Origin of the sequence: Maribrevibacterium harenarium, from assembly GCF_006385675.1 — a bacterium.
GTDB classification, from domain to species: Bacteria; Pseudomonadota; Gammaproteobacteria; order Pseudomonadales; family Marinomonadaceae; genus Marinomonas; species Marinomonas harenarium.
Window position 1 is genome coordinate 92,286 of record NZ_VFRR01000003.1, and the last position, 23,777, is coordinate 116,062.

At 47.1% G+C, this 23,777-nt stretch carries 21 protein-coding genes and 2 tRNA genes; 5 read left to right on the forward strand and 18 right to left on the reverse strand.

Annotated elements, in window-relative coordinates:
- Window positions 1-5 precede the first annotated feature (5 nt).
- The gene (locus FJM67_RS02720) at window positions 6-404 is read right to left on the reverse strand and encodes an H-NS histone family protein (protein WP_140587153.1); all 399 of its coding nucleotides are present in this window, start codon (window positions 402-404) and stop codon (window positions 6-8) included.
- Between the two features lie 187 nt (window positions 405-591).
- On the opposite strand from FJM67_RS02720, the gene FJM67_RS02725 reads away from it, so the two are divergent.
- Window positions 592-2,727 (forward strand): Tex family protein, encoded by a 2,136-nt coding sequence (locus FJM67_RS02725; protein WP_140587154.1) that lies wholly within the window; start codon window positions 592-594, stop codon window positions 2,725-2,727.
- 82 nt (window positions 2,728-2,809) lie between these two features.
- Here the strand turns inward: FJM67_RS02725 and FJM67_RS02730 are convergent, their stop codons facing one another.
- Window positions 2,810-3,403 (reverse strand): FMN-dependent NADH-azoreductase, encoded by a 594-nt coding sequence (locus FJM67_RS02730; RefSeq protein ID WP_140587155.1) that lies wholly within the window; start codon window positions 3,401-3,403, stop codon window positions 2,810-2,812.
- A 163-nt stretch (window positions 3,404-3,566) separates the two neighbouring features.
- Here FJM67_RS02730 and FJM67_RS02735 point away from each other — a divergent pair, with 163 nt between their 5' ends.
- Window positions 3,567-4,472, forward strand: a complete 906-nt coding sequence (locus FJM67_RS02735) for a LysR family transcriptional regulator (RefSeq protein ID WP_140587156.1) — start codon at window positions 3,567-3,569, stop codon at window positions 4,470-4,472.
- Window positions 4,473-4,549: 77 nt separating this feature from the next.
- On the opposite strand, the gene FJM67_RS02740 is transcribed toward FJM67_RS02735, so the two are convergent.
- From FJM67_RS02740 to FJM67_RS02755, 4 genes are all read right to left on the reverse strand, one after another.
- Window positions 4,550-5,170: a bifunctional 4-hydroxy-2-oxoglutarate aldolase/2-dehydro-3-deoxy-phosphogluconate aldolase gene (locus tag FJM67_RS02740; RefSeq protein WP_140587157.1), complete on the reverse strand. Its 621-nt coding sequence runs from the start codon at window positions 5,168-5,170 to the stop codon at window positions 4,550-4,552.
- A gap of 33 nt (window positions 5,171-5,203) precedes the next feature.
- Window positions 5,204-6,679, reverse strand: coding sequence for a glucose-6-phosphate dehydrogenase (zwf, locus tag FJM67_RS02745; protein WP_140587158.1), 1,476 nt, complete (start codon window positions 6,677-6,679; stop codon window positions 5,204-5,206).
- A gap of 18 nt (window positions 6,680-6,697) precedes the next feature.
- Window positions 6,698-7,672 (reverse strand): glucokinase, encoded by a 975-nt coding sequence (gene glk / locus FJM67_RS02750; protein WP_140587159.1) that lies wholly within the window; start codon window positions 7,670-7,672, stop codon window positions 6,698-6,700.
- Window positions 7,673-7,780: 108 nt separating this feature from the next.
- Complete coding sequence (locus FJM67_RS02755; RefSeq protein WP_140587160.1) at window positions 7,781-8,845, reverse strand: GGDEF domain-containing protein; 1,065 nt, start codon at window positions 8,843-8,845, stop codon at window positions 7,781-7,783.
- A gap of 215 nt (window positions 8,846-9,060) precedes the next feature.
- Here FJM67_RS02755 and FJM67_RS02760 point away from each other — a divergent pair, with 215 nt between their 5' ends.
- On the forward strand, window positions 9,061-9,399 hold the full coding sequence (locus FJM67_RS02760; RefSeq protein WP_140587161.1) for a hypothetical protein: 339 nt from the start codon (window positions 9,061-9,063) through the stop codon (window positions 9,397-9,399).
- On the opposite strand, the gene FJM67_RS02765 is transcribed toward FJM67_RS02760, so the two are convergent.
- Window positions 9,396-10,421 carry a DUF3080 family protein gene (locus FJM67_RS02765; protein WP_140587162.1) on the reverse strand — a complete coding sequence of 342 codons (1,026 nt, stop codon included), beginning with the start codon at window positions 10,419-10,421 and terminating at the stop codon, window positions 9,396-9,398. The two genes, FJM67_RS02760 and FJM67_RS02765, sit on opposite strands and share 4 nt — an antisense overlap.
- Before the next feature lie 267 nt (window positions 10,422-10,688).
- Here FJM67_RS02765 and FJM67_RS02770 point away from each other — a divergent pair, with 267 nt between their 5' ends.
- Window positions 10,689-12,224 (forward strand): ATP-binding cassette domain-containing protein, encoded by a 1,536-nt coding sequence (locus FJM67_RS02770; RefSeq protein ID WP_140587163.1) that lies wholly within the window; start codon window positions 10,689-10,691, stop codon window positions 12,222-12,224.
- Between the two features lie 92 nt (window positions 12,225-12,316).
- Window positions 12,317-13,534 carry a phosphoribosyltransferase family protein gene (locus FJM67_RS02775; protein ID WP_140587164.1) on the forward strand — a complete coding sequence of 406 codons (1,218 nt, stop codon included), beginning with the start codon at window positions 12,317-12,319 and terminating at the stop codon, window positions 13,532-13,534.
- Window positions 13,535-13,673: 139 nt separating this feature from the next.
- Here the strand turns inward: FJM67_RS02775 and pnp are convergent, their stop codons facing one another.
- From pnp to tpiA, 11 genes are all read right to left on the reverse strand, one after another.
- Window positions 13,674-15,782 (reverse strand): polyribonucleotide nucleotidyltransferase, encoded by a 2,109-nt coding sequence (pnp, locus tag FJM67_RS02780; protein WP_140587165.1) that lies wholly within the window; start codon window positions 15,780-15,782, stop codon window positions 13,674-13,676.
- Window positions 15,783-15,943: 161 nt separating this feature from the next.
- Window positions 15,944-16,213, reverse strand: a complete 270-nt coding sequence (gene rpsO, locus FJM67_RS02785; protein ID WP_140587166.1) for a 30S ribosomal protein S15 — start codon at window positions 16,211-16,213, stop codon at window positions 15,944-15,946.
- A gap of 87 nt (window positions 16,214-16,300) precedes the next feature.
- Window positions 16,301-17,230, reverse strand: a complete 930-nt coding sequence (truB, locus tag FJM67_RS02790) for a tRNA pseudouridine(55) synthase TruB (RefSeq protein WP_140587167.1) — start codon at window positions 17,228-17,230, stop codon at window positions 16,301-16,303.
- Between the two features lie 8 nt (window positions 17,231-17,238).
- A complete protein-coding gene (gene rbfA, locus FJM67_RS02795) occupies window positions 17,239-17,625 on the reverse strand; it encodes a 30S ribosome-binding factor RbfA (RefSeq protein WP_140587168.1) in 387 nt (128 codons plus the stop codon).
- Window positions 17,626-17,634: 9 nt separating this feature from the next.
- On the reverse strand, window positions 17,635-20,190 hold the full coding sequence (gene infB / locus FJM67_RS02800; protein WP_140587169.1) for a translation initiation factor IF-2: 2,556 nt from the start codon (window positions 20,188-20,190) through the stop codon (window positions 17,635-17,637).
- Between the two features lie 25 nt (window positions 20,191-20,215).
- Window positions 20,216-21,706, reverse strand: coding sequence for a transcription termination factor NusA (nusA, locus tag FJM67_RS02805; protein ID WP_140587170.1), 1,491 nt, complete (start codon window positions 21,704-21,706; stop codon window positions 20,216-20,218).
- Window positions 21,707-21,735: 29 nt separating this feature from the next.
- Window positions 21,736-22,197 (reverse strand): ribosome maturation factor RimP, encoded by a 462-nt coding sequence (gene rimP / locus FJM67_RS02810; RefSeq protein ID WP_140587171.1) that lies wholly within the window; start codon window positions 22,195-22,197, stop codon window positions 21,736-21,738.
- A gap of 153 nt (window positions 22,198-22,350) precedes the next feature.
- Window positions 22,351-22,427: transfer RNA gene (locus tag FJM67_RS02815), tRNA-Met, on the reverse strand.
- Between the two features lie 44 nt (window positions 22,428-22,471).
- A tRNA-Leu gene (locus tag FJM67_RS02820) sits at window positions 22,472-22,557 on the reverse strand.
- 21 nt (window positions 22,558-22,578) lie between these two features.
- Window positions 22,579-22,938 (reverse strand): preprotein translocase subunit SecG, encoded by a 360-nt coding sequence (gene secG / locus FJM67_RS02825; RefSeq protein ID WP_140587172.1) that lies wholly within the window; start codon window positions 22,936-22,938, stop codon window positions 22,579-22,581.
- 4 nt (window positions 22,939-22,942) lie between these two features.
- A complete protein-coding gene (tpiA, locus tag FJM67_RS02830) occupies window positions 22,943-23,683 on the reverse strand; it encodes a triose-phosphate isomerase (protein ID WP_140587173.1) in 741 nt (246 codons plus the stop codon).
- Window positions 23,684-23,777: the final 94 nt, after the last annotated feature.

A 23,777-nucleotide genomic window follows, 5' to 3' on the forward strand; every position in this document is an offset into this window, starting at 1 on the left:
TCAAGTTAGATCTCTGCACTCTCGCGGCTATTACCAGCAGCGAAGTACTCGGCAAATACTTTTGGTGTACGGCCACGGCCAGTCCATTCGTGAGTTTCGCCATTCCATTCAATACGGTATTTCGGCGCTACCGTCTTACCTTTAATAGGGTTAGCAGTACGTGGGGCGCTTAGGATAGCGATCTCTTCAAGCGTTAAGCCACTTTCCTCAATCAGACGGCTAATTTGTTCTGCTTTTTGGGTTTTCTCCGCTTCTTCTGCTAAGCGCTGTTCTTCCATCTCTTTTAGCTTAGCTAAGGCATCGTTAAAACCGGCGATTAGGTTCTCTAGCTGGGGAATGCTTAGTTCTTTTGCTGCAGCACGTGCTTTGGCTTTGTTTCCGGCTAGTTCTTCTAATAGACTCATGCTCACTCCTATCTTCACTTAAGATACAATTGTAAACACATGGGTATATTCCCTATCCCGCTGTGTAAATACTCATTAAAATATTGCGGATAAACTCTTTTAAATCAAGAATTCAGCATTAGTTTAATCAAATAATTTAAAATTAGCGATATTAAACTCAAAAGCATCGAGTTATTTAAGGCAAAATATGCAAATTTCAGCGACTCTAGCCCAAGAATTTCAGCTTAAATCTCAATATATTGAAAATACCTTAGCACTTTTTTCTGAAGGCGCCACGGTGCCCTTTATTGCTCGTTATCGCAAAGAAGCTACTGGCGGCATGAGTGATGAAACACTGCGAGAATTACATAGCCGCTGGAACTATCTTCAGGATTTAGAAAAACGTAAAGAATCGATTTTGACGAGCCTACAAGAAACGAATGCTGATAAAAGTGTTTATGAGGCAGTGAAAAAAGCCAGCACCAAAACTGAGCTAGAGGACATCTATGCCCCTTTCAAAAAGACACGTAAAAGCAAAGGGGACATCGCCATTGAACAAGGTCTACTGCCCTTTGCCCAACAAGCTTGGGAGCAGGACATCACTATCAATACAAAATACCTCACACAGGTACAGCAACAGATTAAGTCAGATTTACCAGTGACGGACATAGAGACGGGTATTGAGAGTATTATTTTAGAGCGGCTCAGTGAAAATGCAGCCTTATTACAGGCTGGGCGAGAATATGTAGCACAACATGGTCTACTCGTTAGCCGAGTGATGCGCGGTAAAAAAGAGCAGGGGGAGAAGTTTCAGGATTACTTTGAACATCAAGAGCCGGTAAGAAAAGCCGCATCTCACCGTATTCTCGCTATGCTTCGCGGTAAACGAGAAAATATCTTAAAACTAGCGATACAATTAGAGCATGACGAATTTCCACGTCAATTACAGCAAACCAATCTAGTCACTCCGTTTGGTACGCCATGTAAACAAATCTCATCACAAAAACGCCAATGGCTAAATCGAGCTTGGGGTGAAAAGCTCCTCGGCAAATTAGAAACGGATGTCCTCGCCCAATTAAAAGACAAGGCTGAAAACGAGGCGATTCAGGTCTTTGCTGATAACCTGCAAGACTTGCTGATGGCCGCTCCAGCGGGGGCGCATAATACCTTAGGATTAGACCCTGGCTTTCGCAACGGGGTAAAAATGGCAGCTATTAATGCTCAAGGTGATGTTATTGATCATGGTGTCATCTACCCTCACTCGCCACAAAATCAGTCCCAGCAAGCCTCGGCTTTGCTACGTAAACTGATTGAGCAACACCGCATTAGCTGGGTGGTCATAGGAAATGGGACAGCATCAAGGGAAACCCAAACCTTTGCTAACGAGGTAATCAAACAATACGGGCTAAATTGTCGTACTGTGATTGTCTCGGAAGCGGGTGCATCGGTCTATTCTGCATCGAAAGAAGCCACACAAGAACTGCCTGATTTAGATGTCACCATTCGTGGTGCCGTTTCAATTGCACGGCGCTTTCAAGACCCATTGGCAGAGCTGGTAAAAATCGATCCTCAAGCTATTGGTGTCGGTCAATATCAACATGATTTAAAAGGTAGTCATCTTAGCGAAGCCCTTACACAGGTAGTGGAAACTTGTGTAAACCGCGTTGGCGTGGATTTAAACTTAGCCTCACCATCATTATTAAGCTATGTCTCCGGATTAAGTCTTAAGATGGCCCAAAATATACTTGAATATCGCCAGCAAATAGGTCGCTTCACTAATCGAGAGCAAATTAAAAAAGTAAAAGGTATCGGTGCCAAAGCCTTCGAACAATGTGCGGGATTTTTGCGTATTAGAGACGGAGAAGAGCCACTCGATGCTTCCGCAGTTCACCCAGAGAGCTACGGTGTCGTTAAAGCCATGGCGCAGCAAATCAAATTGCCGCTATCTAGTTTAATCGGCAATACCAGCGCCATTAATCAACTAAAACTTGCTCCACAAGCCAAACTCGCCGGTGAATATACTTTAAGGGATATTCTCGAAGAATTAGCCAAACCTGGTCGAGATCCACGACCTGAGTTTCGTTATGCAGCCTTTGACGACAGCATTAGCGATATTAATGACCTAAGGGAAGATATGGTGTTAGAGGGTGTGGTGACTAATGTGGCGGCATTTGGTGCCTTTGTCGATATTGGTGTGCATCAGGATGGATTAGTACATATTTCCCAATTAGCGGATCGCTTTGTTAAGGATCCTAGGGAAGAAGTACGCGTCGGCGAAGTAATTAAGGTAAAAGTCTTGGAGTGCGACGTAAAACGCAAGCGCATTAGCTTGAAACGAATCTAACCTCCTATTTCATTGAAAAAAGAGCCGGCACTTTGGCCGGCTCGAAGTACGATTAAACTTGTGATTGGATCGGATTACCACATTAGATCGCGCTAGATACTTTCTCTTTAGCTGCAACAAAAGCTTTTTCACCTTCTTCGCCAAGGGCTTGGCCACCAGCAACAAAGGTATCTTTTACATTTAAACCGATAAAGTTCAAGAAGGTTTTCACGTAAGGTACTTGATGATCGAAAGCTTCACCTTCTGCAAAGCTACCGCTTGCGGTAAACACGTAAGCGTCTTTATTCACCAAGCCGACAGCACCCTCTTCAGTATACTTGAATGTACGTCCGGCGCGAGCAATGTAATCAAAGTAAGACTTTAGCGTAGATGGAATGCTGAAGTTGTACATAGGAGCACTGATCGCCACCACATCAGCCGCCTCAAGCTCAGCAATTAGCTCATCACCAATCGCAACAATAGCTTGTTGCTCAGCCGTACGCTGGTCTTCAGGAGTAAACAATGCCCCAAGCGTTTCGCTAGTGAAGTGCGGTAGTGGGTTTGCATTCACATCGCGGCTTACTACTTTGCCGCCAGGGTTTTTCATTAGCCATTGCGCTACGAAAGCATCAGCAAGCTGACGAGACTTAGAGTTATCACCAGATGCGCTAGAATCGATACGTAATAAAGTTGCCATTTTTGCTCTCCTCAATAAGAGTTATGAATCAATAACACCATAATAAGGGCAGTAAATTCGATATAAAAGCGCATTTATTAGACAAGATTGATCGAATAATGTGATAATTTATCCGAATACACTATGCTTAAGCTTGGTTTTCACCTTAATAACGGGGCAACACATGAAAGCACCACGAGTTACATTGGATCAATGGCGGGTACTACAAGCCGTGATTGATATGGGAGGCTTCGCTCAAGCCGCAGACGCACTGCATAAAAGCCAGTCCTCGGTAAGCTATACCATTGCCCGCTTACAAGAACAGCTAGGCTACCCAGTATTGATTATTGATGGGCGCAAAGCACGTTTGACCGAGCGAGGGGAAGTCCTACTACGGCGCTCCCGCCATCTGATCAAAGAAGCGTTAGATTTAGAAGACTTGGCTCACACGCTTGGGCAAGGCTGGGAGCCAGAAATTGAATTAGTGGTAGATCAGGCGTTTCCTACTCCACCGCTGCTAAGGGCGCTTAAAGACTTTGAACCACAAAGCCAAGGCACCTTGGTACAGTTAAAAGAGGTTGTCCTGAGTGGTGCTTCAGAGGCCTTAGCAAAGGGTTCCCCAGATTTGGTACTAAGCTCTATGGTGCCAAAAGGTTACTTGGCCGATCCAATAGTGGATGTGGAACTCATTGCCGTAGCGGCACCAACTCACCCCTTGTTTGAGGAAGAAGGACCAATTAACAACGAACGACTGCGCCAAGAATTACAGGTGGTGATTCGTGACTCTTCCTCGACCAGTTCGACCGATGCAGGCTGGCTTGGTGCCGATCGACGCTGGACGGTATCAAGCGTACAGTCCGCCCTTGAAATCGTGTCATCCGGCGTCGGTTTTGCTTGGCTCCCCAAAGCCGATTTGCACCAAGCGTTTGCCTGTGAAACCCTCAAAACCTTGCCTCTTGTTTCCGGCGTAGAGCGTAATTTTCATATGTATGCCATCTTCGGCAAAGGGGAACGCACCGGACCGGCGACTCGACTTTTCGTTGAACTATTGCAGCAAGAATGTAATCGCTGCAAAACCCAAGGCCACTAGAGCGCCAGACAATCAGCGCAAACAAAAACGCCCCGCAGTGTTATCCACAAGCGAGGCGTTTTTCAGAATTTACCAAATTACTGTACGGATTTCGCCAATTCTGTAATTTCGTCCCATTTTCCAGCACGAACTAGATCCGTTGGTACAATCCAAGAACCACCGACACACAAGACGTTATCTAGGGCTAGGTATTCACGGAAGTTGTTCGCACCAATACCACCGGTTGGGCAGAAACGAATCTGCGGCAATGGCCCGCCGAAGGCTTTAAGCGCTTTCACACCACCATTCACTTCCGCTGGGAAGAATTTAAAGTGGTCATAGCCATATTCCATTCCCAACAAGATATCGGAAATGGTCGCAACCGCTGGTAGGTATGGAATATCGTATTCCTTACCAACCGTTAGCAGATCCGGTGTTGCTCCGGGGCTGATAATAAACTGGGCCCCCGCTTCCACGGCTGCGATATATTGTTCGCGATTGCACACTGTACCTGCACCGACAATGGCATCAGGAACCTGTTGGCGTAGGGCGGTGATTGCGGCTAGAGCCGCTTCAGTGCGCATGGTGACTTCTAATACTGGTACACCACCAGCAACAAGCGCTTTCCCTAAATTTACGGCTTGTTCAACATCGTCTACGACAATCACCGGTACCACTGGGGTCGCGGTCATTACTTGTTCGGCTGTATAAGTCGTCATGGTCATTCCTCTTAATGGTCGTAACGAAGGTTGTTAATAATCTTGCCAGTTGCGGCCATCTTTGATCGGCAGCGCCATGGAAGCAGCAGGGCCCCAAGAACCAGAAGCGTATTCTTTTGGACGCTCGCTGGTTTGACTCCAAGCCAATAGGATACCGTCTACCCATTTCCACGCTGCTTCCACTTCGTCATAGCGCATAAATAAGGTCGCGTCGTTGCGCATCACGTCCAGCAGCAAACGCTCATAAGCTTCTGGACTACGTTTATCGTTAAAGGCCTCGGTCAAACTTAGGTTCAAATCCACCGGCTGTAACTTCATGCCTTCACCAGCACCGGGCACCTTGTTCATCACCGTTAAGGAGATTTTCTCTTCTGGTTGCAAACGAATGATCAACTGGTTGCGTTGCAGCTGACGATTGCTTTCATCGTTGAAGATACTGTGTGGGATCTGTTTGTATTGAATGACGATTTCAGAGTAACGCTGCCCTAAACGCTTACCGGTACGTAGATAAAACGGTACACCAGCCCAACGCCAGTTATCGATATCGGCGCGTAAGGCAACGAAGGTCTCGGTACGGGATTCTGGGTTACTCCCCTCCTCGTCAAAGTAGCCTTTCACTTCCTTACCGTTGATCATGCCTTTTGCATACTGACCACGTACTGTTTTAGTGTAAGCATTAGCACCCTCAATAGGACGCAAGGCTTTTAGCACTTTGATTTTCTCATCACGAACCGAGTCCGCATCATTGCGCGCTGGTGGCTCCATAGCAACCAGACACAACAGTTGCAACAGGTGGTTTTGCACCATGTCACGCATAGCGCCAGCTTTATCGTAGTACCCCCAGCGACCTTCTACACCGACAGTTTCCGATACGGTGATCTGTACGTTATCGATATGGGCGCTGTCCCAAAGGGGCTCAAATAGAGTATTGCCAAAGCGTATGGCCAATAGGTTTTGTACTGTTTCCTTACCCAAATAATGGTCAATACGGAAGATTTGCTTCTCGGCGAAGTTTTGCGTTACTTCATCATTGATGGCACGGGAGGAAATCAAATCCCGCCCCAGTGGCTTCTCTAATACCACCCTCATACGCTCTTCGTTTAAACCATGATTCGCTAAAGAAGAACAGATGGAGCCAAACAGGTCTGGGGAAGTGGCGAGATAGAACACAACATCTTTGCCATCGCCACCGACTTGATGCTCATTGAAACGGGCAAAATCTGACTCTGCCTGTGCATCAACGGAGACATAACTCAAACGCTCTTTAAAGCGTGGCCAAGTTTTCTCATCCCCGACACTTTTGGGCACAAACTCGTTTAGTGCGGCGCGCACTTTTTCTTGGTAATCCTGTGCGCTCATTTCCCGGCGAGAAGCACCAATGATACGGGTATTTTTTGCCAATAGGCCGTCTTGATCTAGGTGATACAAGGCTGGCAATAGCTTGCGCATGGCAAGATCACCACCACCACCAAATATTACGACATCACAGGCTTTTAAACTGGCCTTCATGGTTTATTCTCCAATTGGTTAGGCTTGATTCACAAGATAGGTGGCGTAGTGCGCACATCCCATCAGCCCTGGGTATTCAGACGTCACGACAAAGGTCGGGATAGGCGCTACAAAGTCACGCATACGACCTTTATCTTCCATGGCTTTACGAAAGCCACTTTGTTTAATTTGTTCAAGATAGCGGGGCACAATGCCTCCGGCGATGTAAACTCCGCCACGGCTTTCTACCGCTAATACAAAATCACCGACCACACGACCTAAAAAGACGAAAAACTGTTCTAGTGTTGCCGTCGCAATAGGGTCATCACCGCGGGCTAAGGCGGCACCAATTTCCGGTGCCGATAGGCGTTTTTTCAGACCTTGCTGATGGGCCAGTGCTTCATAAATATTTTCTAATCCCATACCGGAAAGCACACGCTCGGCAGATACTCGGTGGTGGCGCTCACGCAAAAAGGTCACAATGGCATCCTCTTGCGCATTGCAAGTAGACAGGTCAATATGCCCACCTTCCCCAGGCAGCACAATCGCAGGGCCTTGAGCTTGAGGCACAACGCAAGCAACACCTAACCCAGTCCCTGCACCAATCACCCAACATGGCGCACTCGGATCAACAGTGGACGGCTCACCTAACTGCTCTAGCTCATCGTTACCCAATACCACGAGACAATGTCCCACCGCATCAAAATCATTCAGCAATGCAACAGCCTTGCCAGCACCAAAGAATTCCTCGATCTGCGCCCGAGTAAATTGCCAATCATTATTGGAAAAACGGATGACAGCTTGATTAACTGGCCCAGCAATGGCTAATACCACCGCATCAATCGCGGCCATATCCACACTACATTGGGATACGTAATCCGCGGCAGCATCAAAGAAGCTCTCGTAGTCTTTACAGGGCAAGACTCTGACTTCTTTAGGTTGATAGTCGTTAATCGCGGCTAAAGCAAAGCGGGCGTTAGTGCCACCAAGATCAGCAATTAGGGCATGTGACATTGAATTCATCCAATCTAAAATGGAATTTTTGAAATTTTACAACGAAAATAAAGAAAAAAACACCAGCTACGGCGTTTAAAAACAACTAAAATGTAATTAAATTACAAATTAGCGAATTTTATTCAAAAACTTGAAGACTTTTGTTGGTACAGAACGTTTGCGGTTATTCTTGTAGTCGTACAGGCGTTCATCGGCCAGCTTCAACAGCTGTTTGTAATTAGCAGGTGCGTCAGCCAACAGGCTGGCACCACCATAGCTCACAGTTATAGGAACAAGATTATTTTTGTAACGTAGCGGATTAGCTTGCAGATAATCGTGAATCGATTCCGCTATATCGAGCGCTTGCGACAAGCTCTTCCCCGGCATCACAAAAACAAACTCATCACCGGCAAAACGGAATGCCAGTCCCTGCTTATGCACGTATTTCAGCAAACGCTTGGCAATGTATTCTAACACTTCATCACCACAATTGTGGCCCAGTGTGTCATTTATCGATTTAAAGGCATCACAATCGATAAACACTGCGGTAAGGTCTCGCTCCTGCGCTTTAGAGCGCGCAAACTCACGTTCCAACATTAATTCTAGCTGGCGGCGATTTAACAATCCGGTGAGTGAGTCTCGAGTAGCCAGATACTCCAACTTTTCCCTTGCCGTTACATTACTTAAGCAGATGGAAATCTTGATCGCTAACTGATCGAGCAAAAAAGTATCTTTAGTCGTAGGGTCATAACGACTGGTATCGGCATCCCCTTGACAGAATAGCCCCACCAGCTCTCCATCAATGGTAAGCGGTGAAATCGCTAATGAGCCAATTACAGAGCGATAAGCCTGGGGAATGACTTCCCAATAACGCCCAATACTCGTATTGACCAGAACCGTTTTGCTGCCAGCACCGATGGTATCTAACAAAGCCCCTCGACGGGTAAACAAAACTCGGTCTTTCAGTCCTGCGACTTTCTCCAACGCCTCTACCATATGGGCAAGTGGCGCTTCATTGATTAGATTTACCCACACATAGGGGACATTGAACTGGTTTTGCACTTCCTTGGTAAGCGTTGAAACAAACTGATCGCAACGGCCAATCGATAAGATGCAACGCTCGATCTCAAAAAACTTGAGTGCGAGACGCTCATTCTGACGAACATTTTCAATCAACTCATCAATATCGTGCATTCGATAAGCCCTTAAGGTGCGCTAAAACCACTCATTCCAGCTGAGCCGGTGCCAATTGATACATCATTTGTGTGACGAAGATTGGACTGCTAATAGAATTATTGAATACTCTAAATAACGCCACGTCCATCAAAATCTTTAATTTAAGGTATGAGAGCCAATTAAAGAATAGCGAGATAGGCCGATAACATCACTATGTTGTTTTGGTGCCTAGTATGAACATACGCGACGTTGTTGAATCTCAACTTACCCATGAGGTAAAGCCGGGGACGAAAGTCTCTGGGAGTGCCAACTTCGCCTTGTTCATGAGTCTGTTCACTCAGCCCGGACCAAGTCTACGCACCGCTCCTGACACGCTAAACCAACATGAACCCCACGCCGTCACCCGCCCAATTCAGTTTTCCCAATCCATGCAAGGGGATCCAACGGCGAGTATCGCGTTGCTCAAAGCCCTCAGCCATGAACCTTTGGCAACTGGCGCCAGTGCAGCATACGATGCCGTCGCCGCGTTAGATAACCTGCTCCCTAACGGTAGCATTAGCGCAAATGCCTAACTTTGGCATCGACTAAATAACGTGCTCCAAGCCTTAGCATGGGCTCGGGAAGCGGCCTGATAGCGACTCCAAACGCTGGTTGAAGTAGTCATCGAAAATTGTTCAGCGAACGTCTGCCACTCAGGAGTGGGGAAATGCTTGGGTGCGGACAACAATTTTTCTAACTCCGGCAAAATACGATAGGCGACGGTTTGAATCCGTGCCATATAAGGTTGCAACACCTTCACGTAATGGGTCTCAAATTGTGTTTTCAGGAAAGTTAACGGAGCGCCACAAATGCCTGGCTGGTTAGCTAATGGATTTATGGCGGCAGTCACTTGGTTCAAGCTCTGACTAATTCCCTGGATCGTCACTAACAAACGGCCTGCATATTCACTCTCAAGTAAGACCTTTTGGTGAGCTTCAAAACGTTCGCTGGAAACCTGTGGTACCGTTGCTAAGTTCTCCTGAATCAAGGTTAAATCCGCAAGCGTACTGATCAAGGGCTGAAAAGCCGACTGCGCCGGAGACATGGGTATATAACCATTCGCCAAACTAAAAAATGCTTTGGCCTCCTCTCCAGCCCAAAGACTGTTGAAATAAGCTAAGGGCAATTCTTGGCGCTTTACTGCTGCAACCGTTAACAGCTCACCATGTAAGGCATCATCAATTACGTCACAGGATTCAATCGCACGGATGATTTCCAACTCGTAGATCAATCGCTGACTAGGGGGCATTACTTTGCCCAAGATACTATTCCGCTTACCGGCAACTAACCCTACATCACACTGTTGCAGTGAGAGAAAGTCCAGCAGGCCGACATCAAATTCCGACAAAACATATTGACGTTGCCGTAGCTCCGGCAGGGGAATGGGCGTTGCAGGGAACGATTCTTCAATAGATACCCACTGGGAGCGCGACAAAGCCTCTTGGTAGTCGTCAAACGCTGCCAATGGCGCATAACGGCTATCACAAGCTACTAGTCCCATACCAAATAGAGCCATCAAAAAGACTTTAACAATCGCCACTTTAGTTGGTTTCATCCACCGTTCACTGCTGCTGTTATTTCTCAATTGTTAGATGCCCTATCTTATACGGGCTATTACCTTATCCTGATCACAGCCCCAACTATCTTTGGAAATGACGCTTTATCCCATACTGGTGTTATTTCCAAAGCCGTCTTGTTAAACTCATTACATCTTATCACTTGCAGAGGAGCTTAACGCGCCGTGAACAACTAAGCCTTTCTTCCAACTTATTTTTTCGTTGAACAAAGGTGTGTCCTATCTTTAGGGCAAAGTGAGCGTGTTATGCTGGTCGTTGCTGATCTCAATTATTGTCTGCCAAATGGCGACATCCTATTTCGTCATCTTTCTTTTTCCTGCACCAAAGGTATCACGGCGTTAGTCGGCCGCAATGGTATTGGCAAATCCACTCTATTGCAGTGTATTGCACAAGGGGAGGCCGGTGTATCGACAACTGGCTCCTGCCTGTGGTTGCAGCAGAACAACAGGAGCCAAGATCCTAACGCCCGTGTGATTGATACCCTTGGACTTGGTTGCTACTACGATGCGCTACAACGGGTGAACATCGGCCAACCACTGGACACAGACATCGATACCCTAACCAACTATTGGGATATTAATGACCGCGCCCAATATTGGCTGACAGAAGCGAATTTACCACTCGCCCTCGATCAACCTATAGCCCAACTCAGTGGCGGGCAGCAAACCAAGCTTAAACTAATCGCGGCGCTAAACCACACTGCGGACATTTTGCTACTGGATGAACCGAGCAACCACCTAGATCTCTCTAGTACCCAATGGTTGATTCAACAATTACAGCAAAGTAGCAAAACCGTATTGATAGTGAGTCATGACCCAGTATTGCTCGATAACATGCAACGTTTTTTAGTCTTGGATGAAACGGGCATCACTCCCTATCACACTGATTTTCCACAGCTACGCCAACTTCTAGTAAAGCAACGACAAGAAACTGCTCGAGCGATCGAACAAACCAAAGCGCAATGGCAGCGAGAACAAAAACAACAGCAACAACGCAAAGAAAAGGCTCTTAAGCGCCAACAGCAAGGTGAATCAAAACGATCCAACGGCAGTCAACCCAAAATGGTGATGGATCGCAAACAGGACAAAGCACAGCAGAAAAACGGCAGTCAACAACGACTCAGTGAGAAACGCTTGGCGCAACAACAAGAACAGCTCAGGCAATACCAGAGCCAACAAACTCAACTTTCAAACCTATCGCTGCAATTTACCAGTGCGGACAAAGGAAACCACCGAGTCCTCGATGCTATTGCTGCAATTCTGCCATTTGGCAACAACACACCGCTGACATTTTCTCTTGATCGTGGGGAACGTCTGCGCTTACAAGGAGACAATGGCTGCGGCAAATCGACTCTCATTCGTTGTATAGTCGGTCAACAAGCCCTAGCCAGTGGCGAGATACAACTCCATGGTGACTTTCTCTATCTCGATCAACACCTGAGTTTACTTGATGCTTATCCATGCCCAGTGGAACTTCTACAACAAACTACGCCACTCGATAGCAGCACTGCTCGAACCCTACTAGGCAGTATTGGGTTACGAGGTGATAGAGCACTCCTCCCCAGCGCCACACTCAGCGGTGGAGAACGGATGAAGGTTGCGCTGTTACTAATATCACAGCTCTCGCCAGGGGGGCTGCTAATCCTAGACGAAACCGACAACCATCTGGATCTAGAAAGTCAGGAACAACTGAAGCAGACCCTCTCCCAATATCAAGGAGCACTGATATTTGTCACTCATCAGCCAAATTGGTTAGATTCGGACAAACTCATACAATTATAAATTGCTCATAGAAAGGGAAACGCTGGGGTTATTCTTCACCTAAATATGCTAATCTAAGGGAAAAATTCCATCTCCCTTGTTAAGGACATTCCATGACCTTGTCGACCAGTCAGTCCAACAACGTCGTCGTTGTTAGCAACTCTTCTGATAACCCATTTGCCATTGATGTCGCCTATGCCATGGGCCAGCATGAAGACATTGCTGACATCATTAGTATGAAGCAATTTATGAACTCCGAATTTTGTCCGCGCTTTATTTCCGATGAAGCCGATTTCGACAATATCGGACGCAAGCTTAAAGGCAAAGTGGTCATTATCGTAAGTACCACCAGCCACGTACAAAGCCGTCAAGAACTTGCTATGGCAAACTTCATCATTGCCCGTGCTGCGAAAGAGAATGGTGCTGAGCGTGTCATCCTGGTGGAACCTGACCTATTCTACAGTGCCCAAGACCGGGGTGCCCACAAAGACTTAGGTAAAACTAGCTTTGAGCGTGACGTCAAGGACGTGAAAAAATTCGACGGCCAACCTTTTACCGCTAAGCTTTACGCACAGATGCTAAAGTTCTCCGGTGTGGATACCGTGATGACCATTCACAACCATTCCGATTCGGTACAGCATATCTTTAATGAAGTGTTCGAAGGGGATTTCCATAACCTGATCCCTTACGAAATCTATGCCCATTACCTGTTGAATTCAGATATCCTGAACTACGGCGAAGACGGTGAAGGCTTGGTTCTTTGTGCACCAGACAAAGGTGCCCGGGACTTTGTGAAGCAAATGTACAATACCTTAGGTCTTAGCAAAGCTAAATTCATCATGCTCGATAAAGAGCGTACCGATGAACGTCGCGTCGACATCACTTTGCATAAAGAAAGTGAGCACACCTTTGAAGGTCTGGATGGTGCTAGCATTGTATTGTTTGATGATATGGTGCGTACCGGCTCAACGATTATTAAGTCTTGTCAGTTCCTTAAACAAATTAACCCTGAACGCATGGTGTTTGCGGTTTCTCACTTCTATGCTAGCAATGAGGGTCGTGAGCGTATGGCCCACCCGGCTCTTGGGGAAATCCTTACCTTGAATACCCTACCGACCATCCTCAACCGGGATGAGCAAGGCCGCTTGCGTAAAAAGATGGTGGTGCTAAAAGTGGAAAAATGGTTAGCTCAAGAGCTATGCAATATTCTTGGCTTACCACAAACTCACGAGCCTAACCCGTATAAGATCGATATGTCATCGAAAAACCCTCGCTTTAAACGCAAAATCTGGTTTAGCGAAGAACTACAAGAGCTAAAAAATAGCCGTTAGTTTTTCTAGGGGAAGAGCCTAAGGCATTACTTGGTGTCGTCTAGAGCCACTTTAAAAAAGTATTTTAGGACGACATGAGGGCAAACTAAAAAGGAGCACCGCGGTGCTCCTTTTTTATATCTAATCAGTTCTGAGAGGATTAGCCAGCAAATGCCGCTTTTTCTTCTTCAGAAACTTCTTTGATAGATAGTTTGATACGGCCACGAGCGTCCACATCAAGTACCTTGACGATTACGTCTTGGCCTTCTTGAAGTACATCAGTTACCGCACGGATACGCTCATCAGCGATCTGAGAAATATGCACAAGACCATCCTTACCAGGAAGAATGTTAACGAAGGCACCGAACTCTGCCAAACGTACTACCTTACCTTGGTAAATCTTGTCGATTTCTGCCTCAGCCGTGATTTCGTGGATACGTAGCATGGCTGCATCAGAAGAGTTCTTATCAGGTGCGTAAATGCGTACAGTACCGTCGTCATCTAGGTCAATGGAAGCGCCGGTGTCTTCGGTGATAGAACGGATAGTTGCACCGCCTTTACCGATAACTTCACGAATCTTCTCAGGGTCAATCTTGAATGTCGCCATAGATGGTGCATTCGGTGACACTTCTGGACGTGCATAACCAATGACTTGAGCCATTTCACGAAGGATATGCTTACGGGCTTCAAGGGCTTGTTTCAGCGCGATATCCATGATTTGCTCATTGATACCTTCGATCTTGATGTCCATTTGCAGCGCCGTAATACCTTCTTCGGTACCCGCTACTTTAAAGTCCATATCACCAAGGTGATCTTCGTCGCCTAGAATATCCGTTAGTACAGCAAAACCGTCTTCTTCTTTTACTAGACCCATTGCGATACCAGCAACTGGGGCTTTAAGAGGAACACCGGCATCCATCATAGACAAAGACGCGCCACACACAGAAGCCATTGAGCTTGAACCGTTTGATTCTGTGATCTCGGATACGACACGGATAGTGTATGGGAATTCTTCTTCAGAAGGCAGAACGGCTTGTACACCACGGCGTGCTAAGCGACCGTGACCGATTTCACGACGACCAACACCACCCATACGACCACACTCACCTACAGAGTATGGAGGGAAGTTGTAGTGCAACATGAAGCTATCTTTCGACTCACCAGCTAGGCCGTCAGCGATTTGTGCGTCACGGCTAGTACCTAGTGTACAAGTCGCAATAGCCTGGGTTTCACCACGCGTGAACAAAGCAGAACCATGGGTTTTCTTCAGTAGGCCAACTTCGACAGCGATCGGACGAACGGTAGAATTATCACGACCATCGATACGTGGTTTGCCTTCGATAACACGGCGACGCACGATCGTTTTTTCTAGCTTACCGAAAGCACCGGTAACGTCTGCTTCTGTGAATGGGCCTTCTTCAGTTACTAGAGCAGCTACCGCAGCAGCACGCACTTCGCCTAGCTTAGCGTAGCGCGCCATTTTATCACTGATAGTGTAAGCCTCTTCGATTTGTGCTGCAAAGCCGTTAGCTACCGCAGCTTTCAACTCTTCATTAACCGCTTCAGGGGCCCAATCCCAACGAGGTTTGCCAGCTTCAGCAGCAAATTCGTTGATCGCGGTGATCGCCGTTTGCATTTCTTTGTGGGCAAAAAGAACCGCACCTAGCATTTCGTCTTCGGTTAGCTCTTGTGCTTCCGACTCAACCATCAATACCGCATCTTTGGTACCCGCTACCACCATGTCTAGCAGAGAACCTTCAAGTGCGCTGTTAGAAGGGTTAAGCAGGTAACCTTCTTCATCATTGAAGCCAACGCGGGCTGCACCGATAGGACCGTTAAATGGAATACCGGAAATAGTCAGCGCAGCAGAAGTCGCCAACATACCTGCGATATCAGGATCAAGGTCAGTGTTGGTAGACATAACCGTCACAACCACCTGAACTTCGTTCATGAAACCTTTCGGGAACAGAGGACGAATCGGACGGTCGATCAAACGAGAAGTCAGTGTTTCTTTTTCTGAAGGACGGCCTTCACGTTTTAGGAAGCCACCTGGGATTTTACCAACCGCGTAGGTACGCTCTTGGTAATGCACAGAAAGCGGGAAGAAATCCTGACCCGCGTTAGCACTTTTCGCACCAACAACGGTAGCCAATACTTGTACGTCACCAATGGTACACAATACCGCACCAGTGGCTTGACGGGCGATACGGCCCGTTTCTAGGGTAACTTCTTGGTTACCAAACTGAAAAGTTTTAGTCGTAATAGTCACTTAATATCCTTAACTATTTAATTACTTATGCTCCCAAAGACGTTCTTTTGAGCCAGTACTCAAATGCATTTTGTTAGGCAAAACACATTTGAAGTACAGGCTGTCCCTGGGGAGGCCATTAAAAGAAAAAGGGCCATAGTTTCCTATGGCCCTCTTCGTTCTTAGCGACGTAGACCTAGCTTTTTGATTAGGCTAGTGTAACGCGCTGCGTCTTTGCGCTTTAGGTAGTCCAACAATTTACGACGTTGGTTTACCATGCGAATCAAGCCGCGACGAGAATGGTGGTCAGCTTTGTGAGCTTGGAAGTGACCTTGTAGGCCTTCGATGTTCTTAGTCAACAATGCAACTTGAACTTCTGGGGAACCAGTGTCGCCTTCTTTAGTTTGAAACTCAGCTACCAATGCTGCTTTTTGTTCTGCAGACAATGCCATAATCGAAATCTCCAATTGGAATATGCTATAAAAAAATCCAGGTTAGCCGAGCATATTTTCAGTTAACCTAGGCGCAAAAGTGTAACACTATTTGCGCGCTAACTCACTGGTATTTACCAGCCGGAACGGCTTTATTTTGCCTTTTTTGATTTCGCCCAAGCCAAGGAAAAACCCATCACTTTGACGAAATAAACGCAACAGTTGTCCATTATCCGACTCGCCCGTTACAGGAATAAGTCGTCCAAATACCAAATGCTCCGCTTCTTGATCACTGAGTTGGTAATCCGGCAAATAGGCTACGGCACTATCCACTGGCAACAACTGCTGGTCAAGCACTGCTTCGCCCTGCTCAGCCAATTGTTCGAACTGCTCCAGCGTCATCATGTCCTTGCTGTCATAGCCGGCGGTAGCAATACGATGCAACATATCCAAATGGGCACCACAGCCAAGAGCTTCACCAATATCCTCACCGATCGTGCGAATATAGGTACCTTTGGAACAAGTAATATCTAACGTGAGAGTATTCTCGGTGCGCTCGATCACCTGCAGATTGCGAATGGTGACTTGGCGGCGCTTACGCTCGATAGTAATACCTTGGCGGGCGTATTCATAAAGGGGCTTGCCTTCATGTTTGAGCGCCGAATACATCGGTGGCACTTGCTCGATTTCACCACGAAAGCGCTCTAGCAGCTGCTCCAATTCGTCATCACTTAGCTGAGGAACAGGTTCTTGCGTGAGAATCTCCCCTTCCTTATCGCCAGTCGTAGTACGAACCCCTAATTCGATACGGGTCAAATAACGCTTGTCGGCATCCAACAGGAATTGTGAGAACTTGGTGGCTTCCCCTAAACATAGGGGCAACATGCCGCTGGCAAGAGGATCAAGCGCCCCAGTGTGGCCGGCTTTCGCAGCACGAAATAAACGGCGGACACGCTGTAGAGCTTGATTGGAGCTTAAACCAAGTGGCTTATTCAAAAGCACGACACCATCTATGGCGCGCCATTGGGTTTTAGCCATAGAAGTCGTTACTCTTGGTCAGTTGGATTTGAGTTATCTTTACGGATTGCTTCGTCGATCAGCGCCGACATGCGGGCACCATTGACGACGGTTGCATCATAGTGAAAACGCAGATGAGGCATGATACGCAGTTTTACTTCTTTAGCCAAACGATGGCGTAAGAAGTTCTTGGCGCTATCCAATGCTGCTTGGTTATCCGCTAAACGCTGCTGATCATCATCCAAGCCCAATACGGTGTAATAGACGTCCGCGTAACCAAGGTCTTTGGCAACACGGACTTCGTTAATAGTAACCATACCTAGGCGCGGATCTTTCACTTCAAATTGTATTAGGGAAGCCAGCTCCTTTTGGAGCTGGTCACCAATACGACTGGTACGAGAAAATTCGCCTGCCATATTTATCTCTTATAGGGTCCGCGCGACTTCGATAGTCTTAAAGACTTCGATCTTATCGCCGACTTTTACATCGTTGTAGTTCTTCACGCCGATACCACACTCCATGCCTTGACGCACGTCGTTAACAGCATCTTTAAAGCGACGTAGGGACTCAAGCTCACCTTCAAAGATAACCACGTTGTCACGTAGGACACGGATTTTCTCGTTACGGTAAACGGTACCTTCAAGCACCATACAACCCGCAACCAAGCCAAACTTAGGTGAACGGAATACATCGCGCACTTCAGCAGTACCGACGATTTCTTCACGTAGGTCAGGTGAAAGTAGACCAGAAAGGGCTTGTTTCACATCATCAATGATGTTGTAGATAACGCTGTAGTAGCGTAGATCCAGGTTTTCACGCTCAATGAATTGCTTCGCAGAGGCATCAGCACGCACGTTGAAACCGAAGATAACCGCTTGAGAAGCCAGCGCTAATGTAGCGTCGGTTTCGGTGATACCACCTACACCACTAGAAACAATGTTCACTTTCACTTCTTCGGTACTTAGATCTGTCAAAGACTTGATCAAAGCTTCCAAAGAGCCGCGAACGTCCGCTTTCAATACGATATTCAGAGTACCGACTTCCGCCTGCCCCATACCAGAGAATAAGTTCTCTAGTTTCGCAGAGTGCTGGCGAGCAAAGCGTACTTCACGGTATTTGCCTTGACGGAAGTTAGCCACTTCACGAGCTTTACGCTCATCCGCCACAACGATGAATTCTTCGCCAGCGTCAGGGGTACCATCCAAACCAAGGATCTCTACCGGGATAGATGGGCCTGCAGATTTAACAGACTTACCGTTTTCGTCTAACAGCGCGCGTACACGACCCATTTGCAGACCGGCCAGTACGATATCACCTTTCTTCAAGGTGCCGTTTTGTACTAGCACAGTGGCAACAGAACCGCGACCACGATCAAGACGGGCTTCAACCACCACACCTTTCGCCGGAGCACTTGGTACGGCAGTCAGTTCTAATACTTCCGCTTGCAGCAGTACTGCTTCTAGTAGTTCATCAATGCCTTCACCAGACTTAGCCGACACACCAACGAACTGAACGTCACCGCCCCATTCTTCTGGAACAACTTCCTGAGCCACCAATTCGTTTTTCACTTTGTCGATGTCAGCAGATGGCTTATCGATCTTAGTGATAGCAACAACGATAGGTACGCCCGCTGCACGCGAGTGCTGGATGGCTTCGATGGTTTGCGGCATTACACCGTCATCCGCCGCACAGACTAGGATAACGATATCGGTTGCCTGGGCACCACGAGCACGCATAGCAGTAAACGCCGCGTGTCCAGGAGTATCTAGGAAGCTGACCATACCGTGATCAGTTTCTACGTGGTAGGCACCGATGTGCTGTGTGATACCACCAGATTCGCCAGCCGCAACACGCGTGGTACGAATGTAGTCCAACAACGAGGTTTTACCATGGTCAACGTGACCCATAACCGTCACTACTGGAGCCCGTTTAATCGCTTCCCCTTCGTAGTCGATCGAATCAAGCATGTCATTTTCAAGCGCGTTTTCATCGATGAATTTGACTTTGTGGCCCATTTCTTCAACAACCAAGGTGGCTGTATCACGGTCGATAGTCTGGTTAATGGTTGCCATAGCGCCCATCTTAAACATCACCTTGATTACTTCTGCGCCTTTCACAGCCATTTTATCGGCTAGTTCGGCAACAGTAATACTCTCAGGCAGCGCTACTTCATGGATAATTGGCGCTGTAGGCTTTTGGAAACCGTGTTCTTGTTTCGCCGGCTTCTTCAGCTTACGGTTTGATTTGCCACCGCGACGAGAAAACTCTTCGTCTTCGGTGAAGCTAACGCGATTATTGCGTTTTGAATCCACGTGGCGACCGCGCGGCTTGTCGTTCTCACGTTCAGGCTTAGGCGCAGTCTTTTTGCTCTTCGGTGCAGCAGAACCCACTTTTTTCTCTGGGACTGCACGTTCAGATTGTGGTTTTTCAGAATTACTCACGAGATCGTCATCTCCTTCGTTAGAGTCCACTGACTCAACGATTTCTGTCTTTTTCGCTTGTTCAGCGGCTTTTGCTTGCTCTAGTGCTTCGCGGCGCGCTTGCTCTTCGGCTTCAGCTTTGGCTTTCGCTGCTTCCATAGCAGCTTGGCGTTCTGCTTCTTCCCGAGCTTTTTCAGCTTCAATACGCGCTTGCTCCTCGGCAAGACGTTGAGCAATCAACTCTTGCTGAGCGCGAACATCCTCATCTACATCTGGACGCTTAACGTAGGTGCGCTTTTTCTTCACCGCTACGTTAACGGTTTTGCCCCCATCCGCAGAAATAGTCGTCTTTTTGCGACGTTGTAGCGTTATTTTACGCTCACCCGCCCCTTCTTCGCCATGCTGACGTTTCAGGTAATTTAACAATACCTGCTTTTCGACATCAGATACTTCCTGATTTTCACTCGTATGAGGAAGACCTGCGTCTTTCATCTGAGCCAGTAGCTTATCGACTGGTGTATTCACCAATTCAGATAGATTCTTTACGGTTTGAACTGTCATTAAGTTCCCCCTTGTTACTCAGATTTTATTCAGATTCGGCAAACCAAGGTGCACGGGCTGTCAAAATAAGTGCAGCGGCGCGTTCTTCATCCATGCCATCAATTTCCATCAATTCATCAACAGACTGCTCTGCTAGATCTTCCATCGTTACAACCCCTTTTGACGCCAATACCAACGCCAAGTGGTTATCCATTCCTTCCATTTCAAGAAGATCTTGTGCAGGTTGAGCACTTTCAAGCTGCTCTTCCGCCTGCAAGGCTTGGTTTAGTAACGCTTCTTTCGCACGGGAGCGAAGTTCGTTTACCAAATCTTCATCAAATCCGTCGATGTCTAACATTTCTTCCATAGGTACATAAGCAATCTCTTCCAGAGTTGCGAAACCTTCTTCCACTAGCTCAATAGCTAGATCGTCGTCGATTTCTAAAGCATCAACGAAAAGGTCGATAATTTTTTGCGATTCTTCTTGCTGCTTCGCCTGAGCATCTTCTGCTGTCATCACATTCAATGACCAGCCAGTCAGGGCGGAAGCTAGACGTACGTTTTGACCATTACGACCAATAGCTTGCGCTAGGTTATCGCTCTTAACCGCTACATCCATGGAATGGGAGTCTTCGTCAATCACGATTGAATCCACTTCGGCTGGAGCCATGGCATTGATTACCAATTGTGCAGGATTATCGTCCCAAAGCACGATATCAACACGCTCACCATTCATTTCATTGGAAACAGCCTGTACACGAGCACCACGCATACCCACACAGGCACCAATAGGATCTATGCGACGGTCACTAGTTTTGACGGCGATTTTGGCGCGTAGACCTGGATCACGGGAAGCGCCTCGAATTTCGATCACTTCTTCGGCAATTTCAGGTACTTCAAGGCGGAACAACTCAACCATGAACTCCGGAGCGGTACGGGACAGGATCAACTGAGAACCGCGGTTATCTTCACGAATTTCCAACAACAAAGCGCGAATGCGATCGTTCATACGGAACGTTTCACGATTGATCAAACTTTCTTTCGGCAATACCGCTTCCGCGTTTTCGCCAAGATCAATAATCAAACTATCGCGGGTGACTTTCTTCACCTGACCGTGGACAAGCTTGCCCACTTTTTCGCTGTAACGGGCAACCATCTTGGCACGCTCTGCTTCACGTACTTTTTGTACGATCACTTGCTTAGCTGTTTGTGCTGCGATACGACCAAACTCCTCAGATTCAATCTCTTCTTCATAGATATCACCTACGCCGAGATTCAAACCCTGCTCTTCCATATCATCCGTCGTAAGTTCTGAGTCAGGCGCAGAATAGTCTTCATCTTGCACGATGTCCCACTGACGGTAGGTTTTGTACTCACCTGTACGTTGATCAATGGACACTCGAATTTTTACGTCGCCTTCATAACGACGTTTAGCAGCACTGGCCAGAGCAGTTTCAACTGCCTCGAAGATGACTTGTTTGGGCACATCTTTTTCGTTGGAAACGGCTTCTACTACCAAAAGAATTTCTTTGCTCATCCTTTTAGCCTCTCTTAAAGGTTAATTAATTAAAACTGCGGAACAATGTTTGCTTTTTCGATCAACTCGATCGGTAGTAGATACTCCTCGTTGTCTACGAGCAGGACGACTTCGTCCCCTTCTACTCCAGTCAGTTGTCCTTTAAATTTACGCCGCCCATCGAATGGTACACGAAGGCGTAGCGCCACCACCGAGCCAATAAAACGCTGGTACTGAGATAATTCGTATAGTGGGCGATCCATACCTGGAGAGGAAACCTCTAGGTTGTATTCACCACTGATGGGGTCTTCTACATCTAAAATTGCGCTAACTTGGCGGCTCACCTGAGCGCAATCTTCTACATCGATACCTTTTTCAGCATCAGTGTCGATAAAAATGCGAAGTACGGAATCTTTCCCTTTAGCAAGGTATTCCATCCCCCAAAATTCAAAGCCCAGCCCTTCAACCACAGGGCGGATAAGCTCTTCCAGTTGTGCGAATTTAGTCGACAAAGATATTCTCCGATTATCGAATAGGCAGAAACAAAAAACGGGCACTAGGCCCATTTACTTCGTGTCCAGATAACAAAAAACCCCATTAAGGGGCCTTTATGCTAAACCGACTGTGTGACACTTAGTCGGCGCTAACACTGGACAGTGTATAATTGGTTGCGGAGGCCGGATTTGAACCGACGACCTTCGGGTTATGAGCCCGACGAGCTACCAGGCTGCTCCACTCCGCGTCAATTAGCTGCATTATACTCTGTATTGTGCAGTTACTCAAGATTGGTGCCGATGGCCGGACTCGAACCGGCACAGCCGTAGGCCACTACCCCCTCAAGATAGCGTGTCTACCAATTCCACCACATCGGCAAATCGTTGACCTTTTCTGTATTAGTTTACAGAAGGGATGTCAGATTGAGCTGGCACCGTAGTATCACTACCAAGCTCAGGCATTGAAACAGCGTCTTCTACTTGAGTTGCTGAAGGTACAAACTCAAGACCACTAGAAACTGTCTTAGCTTTTTCAGAAGCGTAAAATGCAAGTCCGAAACTGGTGGCAAAGAATACCAGAGCAAAAATTGCTGTCAAGCGTCCGAAGAAACTACTTCCGCCTTGGCTACCAAAAACTGTTTGGGAAGCACCGCCACCAAAAGACGCGCCAGCATCAGCACCTTTACCTTGCTGAACCAACACTAACGCGATAATAGCAATCGCAGCCAACACATGAAAAATTAAGATTAACGCTTCCATAAAATTACTTAGCAGCCTCTATAATGGCATTAAATTCTGTTGCTACAAGGGATGCACCACCAACGAGCGCACCATCTATATCTGGTTGAGCAAAAAGCTCGGCGCTATTAGACGCCTTCACGCTACCACCGTATAGGATCTGTACTTTTTCCGCTACGACAGTAGATTCATTCGCTAAAAACTGACGTATATCAGCATGCACTTCTTGAGCCTGCTCAGAAGTAGCAGATTTACCTGTGCCTATCGCCCAAACTGGCTCATAAGCAATCACTATATCGCTAAATGCGTCGATACCCACAACATCAATCACGGCCTGCAATTGAGATTGGCACACAGCAAAGGTGTCACCTGCTTCACGTTCAGCTAGCGTTTCACCAATACACAAAACTGGTGTCATTTTAGCTTCAAGCAGTTTCGCCACTTTTGCCGCGATAAACGCATCATCCTCAGCATACAAAGAGCGGCGCTCAGAATGTCCCACCAAGGAATAGGATACCTTAAGATCTTGCAGCATAGCGACGCTAATCTCGCCGGTGAAAGCGCCTGAATCTTGATCAGAAACATTTTGCGCCGCCACCAAAATACCTTTTGGCGCTAACGCTTGAACGTAATCAAGGTACAACGCAGGCGACGCAACAATAACGTCCGCATTTTCATGTACTACTAATTCGGAAAGTAGCTGTTTAATTGACTCCTTAGAGCCATTCATTTTCCAGTTACCTGCAACGATTTTACGACGTGCCATGAAAATGCCTCCCCTATTTTGTGGGCGCTCATTCTAAGTAAAAACCGAAACCAGAGCAAGCGACCCGTTTTACAACAAAAATACTAGATGGTAA

Coding starts and splice junctions, on each gene's coding strand:
- FJM67_RS02720 (WP_140587153.1), bottom strand. CDS start 404: ATGAGTCTATTAGAAGAACTAGCCGGAAACAAAGCCAAAGCACGTGCT.
- FJM67_RS02725 (WP_140587154.1), top strand. CDS start 592: ATGCAAATTTCAGCGACTCTAGCCCAAGAATTTCAGCTTAAATCTCAA.
- FJM67_RS02730 (WP_140587155.1), bottom strand. CDS start 3,403: ATGGCAACTTTATTACGTATCGATTCTAGCGCATCTGGTGATAACTCT.
- FJM67_RS02735 (WP_140587156.1), top strand. CDS start 3,567: ATGAAAGCACCACGAGTTACATTGGATCAATGGCGGGTACTACAAGCC.
- FJM67_RS02740 (WP_140587157.1), bottom strand. CDS start 5,170: ATGACGACTTATACAGCCGAACAAGTAATGACCGCGACCCCAGTGGTA.
- zwf (WP_140587158.1), bottom strand. CDS start 6,679: ATGAAGGCCAGTTTAAAAGCCTGTGATGTCGTAATATTTGGTGGTGGT.
- glk (WP_140587159.1), bottom strand. CDS start 7,672: ATGTCACATGCCCTAATTGCTGATCTTGGTGGCACTAACGCCCGCTTT.
- FJM67_RS02755 (WP_140587160.1), bottom strand. CDS start 8,845: ATGCACGATATTGATGAGTTGATTGAAAATGTTCGTCAGAATGAGCGT.
- FJM67_RS02760 (WP_140587161.1), top strand. CDS start 9,061: ATGAACATACGCGACGTTGTTGAATCTCAACTTACCCATGAGGTAAAG.
- FJM67_RS02765 (WP_140587162.1), bottom strand. CDS start 10,421: ATGAAACCAACTAAAGTGGCGATTGTTAAAGTCTTTTTGATGGCTCTA.
- FJM67_RS02770 (WP_140587163.1), top strand. CDS start 10,689: ATGCTGGTCGTTGCTGATCTCAATTATTGTCTGCCAAATGGCGACATC.
- FJM67_RS02775 (WP_140587164.1), top strand. CDS start 12,317: ATGACCTTGTCGACCAGTCAGTCCAACAACGTCGTCGTTGTTAGCAAC.
- rpsO (WP_140587166.1), bottom strand. CDS start 16,213: ATGGCATTGTCTGCAGAACAAAAAGCAGCATTGGTAGCTGAGTTTCAA.
- truB (WP_140587167.1), bottom strand. CDS start 17,230: ATGGCTAAAACCCAATGGCGCGCCATAGATGGTGTCGTGCTTTTGAAT.
- rbfA (WP_140587168.1), bottom strand. CDS start 17,625: ATGGCAGGCGAATTTTCTCGTACCAGTCGTATTGGTGACCAGCTCCAA.
- infB (WP_140587169.1), bottom strand. CDS start 20,190: ATGACAGTTCAAACCGTAAAGAATCTATCTGAATTGGTGAATACACCA.
- nusA (WP_140587170.1), bottom strand. CDS start 21,706: ATGAGCAAAGAAATTCTTTTGGTAGTAGAAGCCGTTTCCAACGAAAAA.
- secG (WP_140587172.1), bottom strand. CDS start 22,938: ATGGAAGCGTTAATCTTAATTTTTCATGTGTTGGCTGCGATTGCTATT.
- tpiA (WP_140587173.1), bottom strand. CDS start 23,683: ATGGCACGTCGTAAAATCGTTGCAGGTAACTGGAAAATGAATGGCTCT.